Annotated in this window: 9 protein-coding genes; all 9 read left to right on the top strand. The window is 41.6% G+C overall.

Going from position 1 to position 7,430, the window contains the following annotated elements; all coding sequences use genetic code 11:
- On the top strand, positions 1-1,323 hold a 1,323-nt coding region (locus tag AC075L_RS04265; protein WP_476387180.1), incomplete at its 5' end, for an ATP-binding protein.
- Entirely contained in the window at positions 1,323-3,533 is a 2,211-nt protein-coding gene (locus tag AC075L_RS04270) for a CD3337/EF1877 family mobilome membrane protein (RefSeq protein ID WP_476387181.1), read from the top strand. The genes AC075L_RS04265 and AC075L_RS04270, both read left to right, overlap by 1 nt.
- Positions 3,530-4,537, top strand: a complete 1,008-nt coding sequence (locus tag AC075L_RS04275; protein WP_476387182.1) for a bifunctional lytic transglycosylase/C40 family peptidase — start codon at positions 3,530-3,532, stop codon at positions 4,535-4,537. Before AC075L_RS04270 ends, AC075L_RS04275 begins: the two co-directional genes overlap by 4 nt.
- Positions 4,538-4,553: 16 nt before the next feature.
- On the top strand, positions 4,554-5,465 hold the full coding sequence (locus AC075L_RS04280) for a conjugal transfer protein (RefSeq protein WP_003062215.1): 912 nt from the start codon (positions 4,554-4,556) through the stop codon (positions 5,463-5,465).
- A gap of 144 nt (positions 5,466-5,609) precedes the next feature.
- Positions 5,610-5,924: a DUF6442 family protein gene (locus AC075L_RS04285; RefSeq protein WP_003061887.1), complete on the top strand. Its 315-nt coding sequence runs from the start codon at positions 5,610-5,612 to the stop codon at positions 5,922-5,924.
- A gap of 1 nt (position 5,925) precedes the next feature.
- Entirely contained in the window at positions 5,926-6,135 is a 210-nt protein-coding gene (locus AC075L_RS04290; protein ID WP_007286202.1) for a helix-turn-helix transcriptional regulator, read from the top strand.
- A 14-nt stretch (positions 6,136-6,149) separates the two neighbouring features.
- Entirely contained in the window at positions 6,150-6,479 is a 330-nt protein-coding gene (locus AC075L_RS04295; protein WP_003061243.1) for a DUF3784 domain-containing protein, read from the top strand.
- A gap of 15 nt (positions 6,480-6,494) precedes the next feature.
- A complete protein-coding gene (locus AC075L_RS04300; RefSeq protein ID WP_003060191.1) occupies positions 6,495-6,725 on the top strand; it encodes a hypothetical protein in 231 nt (76 codons plus the stop codon).
- 166 nt (positions 6,726-6,891) lie between these two features.
- Positions 6,892-7,430 (top strand): ABC transporter ATP-binding protein (locus tag AC075L_RS04305; RefSeq protein WP_476387183.1); only part of this gene is annotated, 539 nt, incomplete at its 3' end.

Below are 7,430 nucleotides of genomic sequence, written 5' to 3' on the forward strand. Positions count from 1 at the left end.
GACCTCAATGTAAAGCTGGTGCGTCCTGCTGGGGATATGCTGGGGCTTCATTCTGAATTTCTTCCTGCCAGCAAGCGATATATCAATGACTATGTGCAGTATGTAAAATCAGATTTTTTAGCTGGGCTGGGCTTTGGAGCTACCCAGCAGTTAGGGGAAACTACGGGTATCTATATGGGCTATTCCGTTGATACGGGAAGAAATGTGTACCTGCAACCGTCTTTAGCTTCGCAGGGAGTAAAAGGAACAGTTACCAACGCCCTTGCTTCTGCTTTTGTCGGTTCGCTTGGCGGTGGGAAATCGTTCTGTAACAATCTTCTAGTGTATTATTCGGTTCTCTTTGGGGGACATGCGGTTATCTTAGACCCAAAAAGTGAGCGTGGCAACTGGAAAGAAACGCTCCCAGAAATCGCCCATGAAATCAATATCGTAAACTTAACCAGCGATAAAGACAATGCAGGACTTCTTGACCCGTTTGTGATTATGAAGAATGTAAAGGACGCTGAAAGTCTGGCAATCGACATCTTAACATTTCTTACGGGTATTTCCTCTAGGGACGGCGAAAAATTCCCCGTACTTCGTAAAGCGGTTCGTTCCGTTACCCAGAGCGACAGTCGGGGCTTGCTCCATGTGATAGACGAGCTACGCCGTGAAGATACGCCCATATCAAGAAATATCGCAGACCATATCGACAGCTTCACGGACTACGACTTTGCACACCTGCTGTTTTCAGACGGTACGGTGGAAAATGCTATCAGTCTGGATAATCAGCTTAATATCATTCAAGTAGCAGACCTTGTGTTGCCAGATAAAGATACCACTTTTGAGGAATACACGACCATTGAATTATTGTCGGTGTCTATGCTGATTGTGATTAGTACCTTTGCCCTTGATTTTATCCATTCGGACAGAAGTATTTTTAAGATTGTAGACCTTGACGAAGCATGGGCGTTCTTAAATGTGGCACAAGGCGAAACCTTATCAAATAAGCTGGTTCGTGCTGGGCGAGCTATGCAGGCAGGCGTTTATTTCGTTACACAATCTTCTGGGGACGTGGCAAAGGAAAGTCTGAAAAACAATATCGGCTTGAAGTTCGCTTTCCGTTCTACTGACATCAACGAGATAAAACAGACCTTAGAATTTTTCGGTATCGACAAGGACGACGAAAACAGCCAGAAACGGCTTCGTGATTTGGAGAACGGACAATGCTTATTGCAGGACTTATACGGGCGTGTCGGTGTAGTGCAGATACACCCAGTTTTTGAAGAACTGCTACACGCCTTTGATACCAGACCGCCCGTGCAGAGAAATGAGGTGGAGTGATGAAAGAAAGGATAAAAGGTGCGTTCACAAAAAAGAAGATTTTCCACTTTCTCAAAATGGCTCTGTTCGTGGTGGCACTCTCCCTTATCCTGCTTTCACTTCTGGGGACGGTGGCTCATGCGACGGGGCTTGTGGACGATACCATAAACGCAGAAAATCTTTACTCAAAATATCCCCTTTCCAACTACCAGCTTGATTTTTATGTGGATAATAGCTGGTCGTGGCTTCCGTGGAACTGGCTGGACGGAATTGGAAAATCGGTGCAGTACGGACTTTACTGCATTACCAACTTTGTCTGGACGATAAGCCTTTATTTAAGCAATGCCACAGGGTATGTGGTGCAGGAAGCCTATAAGCTGGACTTCATCAACGATATGGCAGACAGTATTGGAAAAAGCATACAGACCCTTGCAGGTGTAACACAGAACGGTTTTTCCAGTTCTGGCTTCTATGTTGGTTTTCTGCTTCTCATTATCTTAGTGGTAGGACTTTATGTTGCATATACGGGACTTATCAAACGGGAAACCAGCAAAGCACTTCATGCTGTTATCAACTTTGTTGTGGTATTTGTGTTGTCCGCTTCGTTTATTGCCTATGCTCCCGATTACATCAAAAAGATAAATGAATTTTCATCAGACATCAGTACCGCTTCACTTGATTTGGGAACAAAAATCATGCTCCCCAACTCTGACAGCGAGGGCAAGGACAGCGTGGACTTGATACGGGACAGCCTATTTTCTATTCAAGTGGAACAACCGTGGCTCTTGCTTCAATTCGGTAACAGCAACGCAGAGGAAATCGGGACAGACCGTGTAGAAGCTCTTGTATCGGCAAGCCCAGAGGACGAGGACGGGAAAACCAGAGAGGCAGTCGTGAAAACAGAAATCGAGGGCAACGACAACAACAATCTGACGATACCGCAGGTCGTGAACCGTTTAGGTATGGTGTTCTTCCTACTGTTCTTCAACTTAGGGATAACAATATTTGTATTCTTGCTTACGGGCATGATGTTGTTTAGCCAGATACTTTTTATTATCTTTGCAATGTTTTTACCTATCAGCTTTTTACTTTCCATGATACCGAGTTATGAAAGCATGGCAAAGCAGGCAATCGTAAGGGTGTTTAATACCATAATGACACGGGCAGGAATAACGCTCATTGTAACGGTGGCGTTCAGCATTTCCAGTATGTTTTATAACATTTCCACAGATTATCCGTTTTTCATGGTGGCGTTCTTGCAGATAGTATGTTTCGCTGGTATCTACATGAAGCTGGGCGATTTAATGAGTATGTTCTCTTTGAACGCTGGCGACAGTCAAAACATGGGACGCAGGATATTCCGCAGACCATATCTGTTTATGCGACATAGAGCTAGGCGTATGGAAAGACGGCTTGCTGGTGCGGTTACTGCTGGCGGTGTTGCTGGTGCGGTGGCAGGTAGCACGATTTCAAACAGAAAACCGACAAGGAACACAGCCACAAAAGACAGTCGGGGCAATACATCTACTTCCAGTATGGGACAGCGTGCAGGCTCAAAGGTGGGTGCTGTCTTAGATACGAAAAATAAAGTGAAAGACAAGGCAAATGCTGTCAAAGAGAATATCAAGGATATGCCGACACAGACCGCTTATGCGGTGTATTCCGCAAAGGAAAAGGCAAAGTCCAGCGTGTCCGACTTTAAGCGTGGCATGGTGCAGGAACAGCAGTCCAGACAGACGGGACGTTTGGAAAAGCAGGAACAGCATAGACAGAATATCGCTGACAAACGTATGGAGCTTCAAAAGGCACAAGAAGCAAGGCAGGCACAGCGAAAGACGGACGGATCAGCGACAACGGGAGCTACCCGTCCCCATGAGCGACCAGCCACAGCTTCAACCATTCCAAAGCCGAGTGCGGAAAAAATGCAGGAAGTGAAACGCCCTGCCACAGCGACCACTTCAAAAGCAAGTGAGCCAGTCAAGACAAATGTTATCAAAGAGCGTCCGCTATCTTCTGGTGCTTCTGATAGAAAAGCGACCCAGCCTGCACAGCCAGTACATAGTTTATCACAACAGCAGAATGTAGAAAAAGTGGTATCGCAGGAAACACACCAGAATGACACCAAAGACCGCAGGATAAAGGTTCAGCAAACACAAACCGTCCAGAAGAACCAACAGACCATAGAGAAAACTCGTAACCTTGTAACGAAGAAAGGACAGAAGAAAAAATGAAACTGAAACATATCGCTCTTATCGGCAGTCTGTTTCCTATCCTCTTTTCTCTGGTGCTTTTCTTTGGGGTGCTGATTAGTGCGGACAGCGACGATGAGAACAGCAACTTTTCTTCTGGCATTACGGGTATGAACTTATCCGCAGAAGTCTTGAAACATCAGCCTATGGTGGAAAAGTACGCCAGAGAAAACGGTATCTCCGAGTATGTCAATGTGCTACTTGCTATCATTCAAGTAGAAAGTGGCGGTACGGCAGAAGATGTTATGCAGAGTTCGGAAAGTCTGGGTTTACCGCCCAACTCTTTAGATACGGAAAGCTCAATCAAGCAGGGGTGTAAGTATTTTGCGTCCCTGCTTTCTTCCTGCAAAAATCAAGGTATCGACGACTTGAATGTAGCAATACAGTCTTATAACTATGGCGGTGGCTATGTGGGATATGTGGCAGGAAAAGGAAAAAAACACACTTTTAATCTTGCAGAGAGCTTCGCCCGTGAGAAATCGGGTGGAAAGAAAGTAACCTACACCAACCCGATAGCCGTTGCTAAGAATGGGGGCTGGCGGTATGGCTATGGAAATATGTTCTATGTGGAAGTAGTCAATCAGTATTTAGCAGTTCCGCAGGTATCGGGAGAACTGGCACAAAAGGTAATGAATGAAGCGTTGAAATATCAAGGCTGGAAGTATGTGTATGGTGGCAGTAACCCGAATACTTCCTTTGATTGTTCGGGATTGACGCAATGGTGCTATGGAAAAGCTGGTATCTCCTTACCGAGAACAGCACAAGCACAGTATGACGCAACCCAACATCTGCCACTCTCGCAGGCAAAAGCAGGCGATTTGGTGTTTTTCCATTCCACCTATAACGCTGGTTCGTATGTAACACACGTCGGTATTCTTGTTTCGCCGACACAGATGTACCACGCAGGCGACCCGATAGGATATGCAGACCTAAGTAGTAGTTACTGGCAACAGCACTTAATCGGTGCAGGACGAGTAAAACAATAGAAAGGACTTGAAAAATATGTTTAAGAAGAATAAGAAACAGACAGAAACTATCAAAGAACCAAAAGAAAAAAAGGTGCGTACTGTCAAGGTAGGCACACATAAGAAAACCGTGATTGCGTTGTGGGTGGTGCTTGTCGCAAGCGTGAGCTTTGGGGTGTATAAGAATTTTACGGCTATCGACCAGCACACCACCCATGAAAAAGAAATCATTGAACTTTGCTTGCAGGACACCAACGGGATAGAAAATTTCGTGAAAAACTTTGCGAAGTCCTATTACACATGGGATAACAGCAAAGAAGCTATCGAAGCAAGGACGCAGGCAATCAGCGGTTATCTGACAAAGGAATTGCAGGACTTAAATGTAGACACCATTAGAACCGATATACCGACCAGCTCCACGGTTACAGATGTGATTGTATGGCATATCGAGCAATCGGGAGCGGACACTTTTTCTGCTACCTACGAAGTAGATCAGCAGATAAAAGAGGGAGAACAGACAAGCAATGTGAAAGCAACCTATACTGTAAAAGTCTATGTGGACGCAGACGGGGATATGGTAATCGTTCAAAACCCTACCCTTGCACCAGCAGTTGAAAAATCAGACTATGAGCCTAAGACACCAGAAGCAGACGCAAGCGTGGACGCTGATACGGTAAATGACGCTACCGCTTTTCTGGAAACATTCTTTAAGCTGTACCCAACAGCGACGGAAAAAGAGCTTGCTTACTATGTATTGGGAAATGTGATTGAACCTATCGGCAGGGACTACCTTTATTCTGAACTGGTAAACCCTATCTTTATAAAGGACGGCGACAATGTGAAAGTCAAGGTTGCGGTAAAATTCATTGATAATCAGACAAAAGCGACGCAGGTATCGCAGTATGAGCTTGTGCTACATAAGGATAGTAACTGGAAGATTGTAGGATAAATGATATAGCGTGCATTTCCTATCAGATTTGCACGCTTTTACAAAACGACAAGAAAACTGTGCAAAAATATTGACTTGTAATGACCGAATGCTATAATATAAATGACAAGTGTACTTGGTATTATTTGAAGGGAGCGTTATATAATGGATAAAGAAAAAATACTATCACAAAACAAAAAAGAGAATCTATATCTTGATGAATACGAAAAACATATTAAACTTCAAGGGAAATCTTTTGGCTTAATGTTTGTTTTATTTATCTGCATTTTAATTCTTTTCATTAAAGCAGTTTGTAAAGAACCTTACTATGACATAATGACAATTATTGGGTCTGTGGCATTTGGCTCTATGGGTTATGAAGCACATATTTCAAAAAATAAATCCAAATTTGTTATTGCTTTATTCTTTTTTCTATTTATGGGGTATTACTTTTATAAATTTTTAATGGTAGGTTTATAGAATGGACGAACATTTAATTTTGCGAAACAGATTAAAAACTGTACGAAAAGAAAAAAAATTATCACAAACAGAATTAGCTGAACTAGTCGGGGTTTCTCGGAATACAGTTAGTTCTATTGAAACTGGACAATTTAATCCAACAGCAAAATTGGCATTAGTGCTTTGTATAGCTTTAGATAAAAAATTTGAAGAATTATTTTATTTTGATTAAAGGAGAGAACGATTATGGAATTAGAGGAATTGATTGTTGAAATAGTTATAGGATTGTTTTTACTTTTTACATCTTATCAAATAGGTATAAAAGAGAATATTACTTTATTACATGGTTATCATTATACACAACTTGACCCTAAAGATAAAAAGGTGTTTACAAAAAAAATAGGAATAGGCACTTTACTGGTTAGTATTGGTATTCTTGTTATGCCGATTATCAATTTAATCTCTCATTCTGAATTAGGCTATTACATAGGTCTTATTTTGATTGTTGTAGGAGTGTTTTATATCATATTCATCATTGTAAAATACAATGGAAAACTTATTAGCTTTAAAAAGTAGAATTGAGGTATGAATATGATAGGACTGAACAAAAGAGATATAAAAAAGGCATTGAAAGCTGGTGCAAAAGCTGGCGGTGTATCATTGGCTGATGTTCGGGCGGATATTGAAGCTACGATTGATGAAGCTATGAATAGCACCGACCCAGAGGTGCAGGCAAATTTCAAAAAGTATTTTGGGAATAAACGCCCTACACCAGAAGAATATATTTATATCATTACGAAAAAGACAAAGGCAAAATTATAATAAAAGGGTCGTGGAAATGCTTCACAAAATTGTGATCTGCATTATCACGGCTCTTTTACTCTCTGTTTACTTTCAAAACTGTAAGTGTAATTGAATACTGCCCTTGCTATAATTTAATTGTATTCCAAAACAAATAAATGTGGCAGGAAGAAAGGAGCGATTTTTAATGGAACACATTTTAAATTTAGAGCAAGTAAAAAAATACTACGGGGGTAACTCTGGAAATATCACAAAGGCAGTAGACGGTATTTCTATGTATGTAGATAAGGGCGAATTTGTCGCAATCATGGGAGCTAGTGGTTCTGGAAAGACTACCCTATTAAACTGTATCTCTACGATTGATACTGTAACCAGCGGACACATTACAGTCAATAATCAAGATATTACCAAAATCAAGGATAAAGATTTTGCTGATTTCAGACGTGAAAATTTAGGGTTCATTTTTCAAGATTTCAACCTTTTAGATACTTTAACGATTGGAGAAAACATTTCTTTATCATTGGTTATCAACAAACAGAACCCTACTGATATTGAGAAAAGAGTTCATGCTATCGCCGATAAATTGGGTATTCGTGATATTTTATCGAAATTTCCTTATGAAGTTTCTGGCGGACAAAAACAGCGTTGTGCTTGTGCTAGAGCCTTAATCAATGAACCGAAACTGATTTTAGCTGATGAACCGACGGGAGCTTTGGACTCAAAAGT

It is taken from the genome of Blautia sp. ZXY-1-B12 (assembly GCF_056339915.1).

Excerpts from the sequence above, each read along its gene's own strand:
- AC075L_RS04300 (WP_003060191.1), top strand. The coding sequence starts at position 6,495 with ATGATAGGACTGAACAAAAGAGATATAAAAAAGGCATTGAAAGCTGGT.
- AC075L_RS04270 (WP_476387181.1), top strand. The coding sequence starts at position 1,323 with ATGAAAGAAAGGATAAAAGGTGCGTTCACAAAAAAGAAGATTTTCCAC.
- AC075L_RS04290 (WP_007286202.1), top strand. The coding sequence starts at position 5,926 with ATGGACGAACATTTAATTTTGCGAAACAGATTAAAAACTGTACGAAAA.
- AC075L_RS04275 (WP_476387182.1), top strand. The coding sequence starts at position 3,530 with ATGAAACTGAAACATATCGCTCTTATCGGCAGTCTGTTTCCTATCCTC.
- AC075L_RS04295 (WP_003061243.1), top strand. The coding sequence starts at position 6,150 with ATGGAATTAGAGGAATTGATTGTTGAAATAGTTATAGGATTGTTTTTA.
- AC075L_RS04285 (WP_003061887.1), top strand. The coding sequence starts at position 5,610 with ATGGATAAAGAAAAAATACTATCACAAAACAAAAAAGAGAATCTATAT.
- AC075L_RS04280 (WP_003062215.1), top strand. The coding sequence starts at position 4,554 with ATGTTTAAGAAGAATAAGAAACAGACAGAAACTATCAAAGAACCAAAA.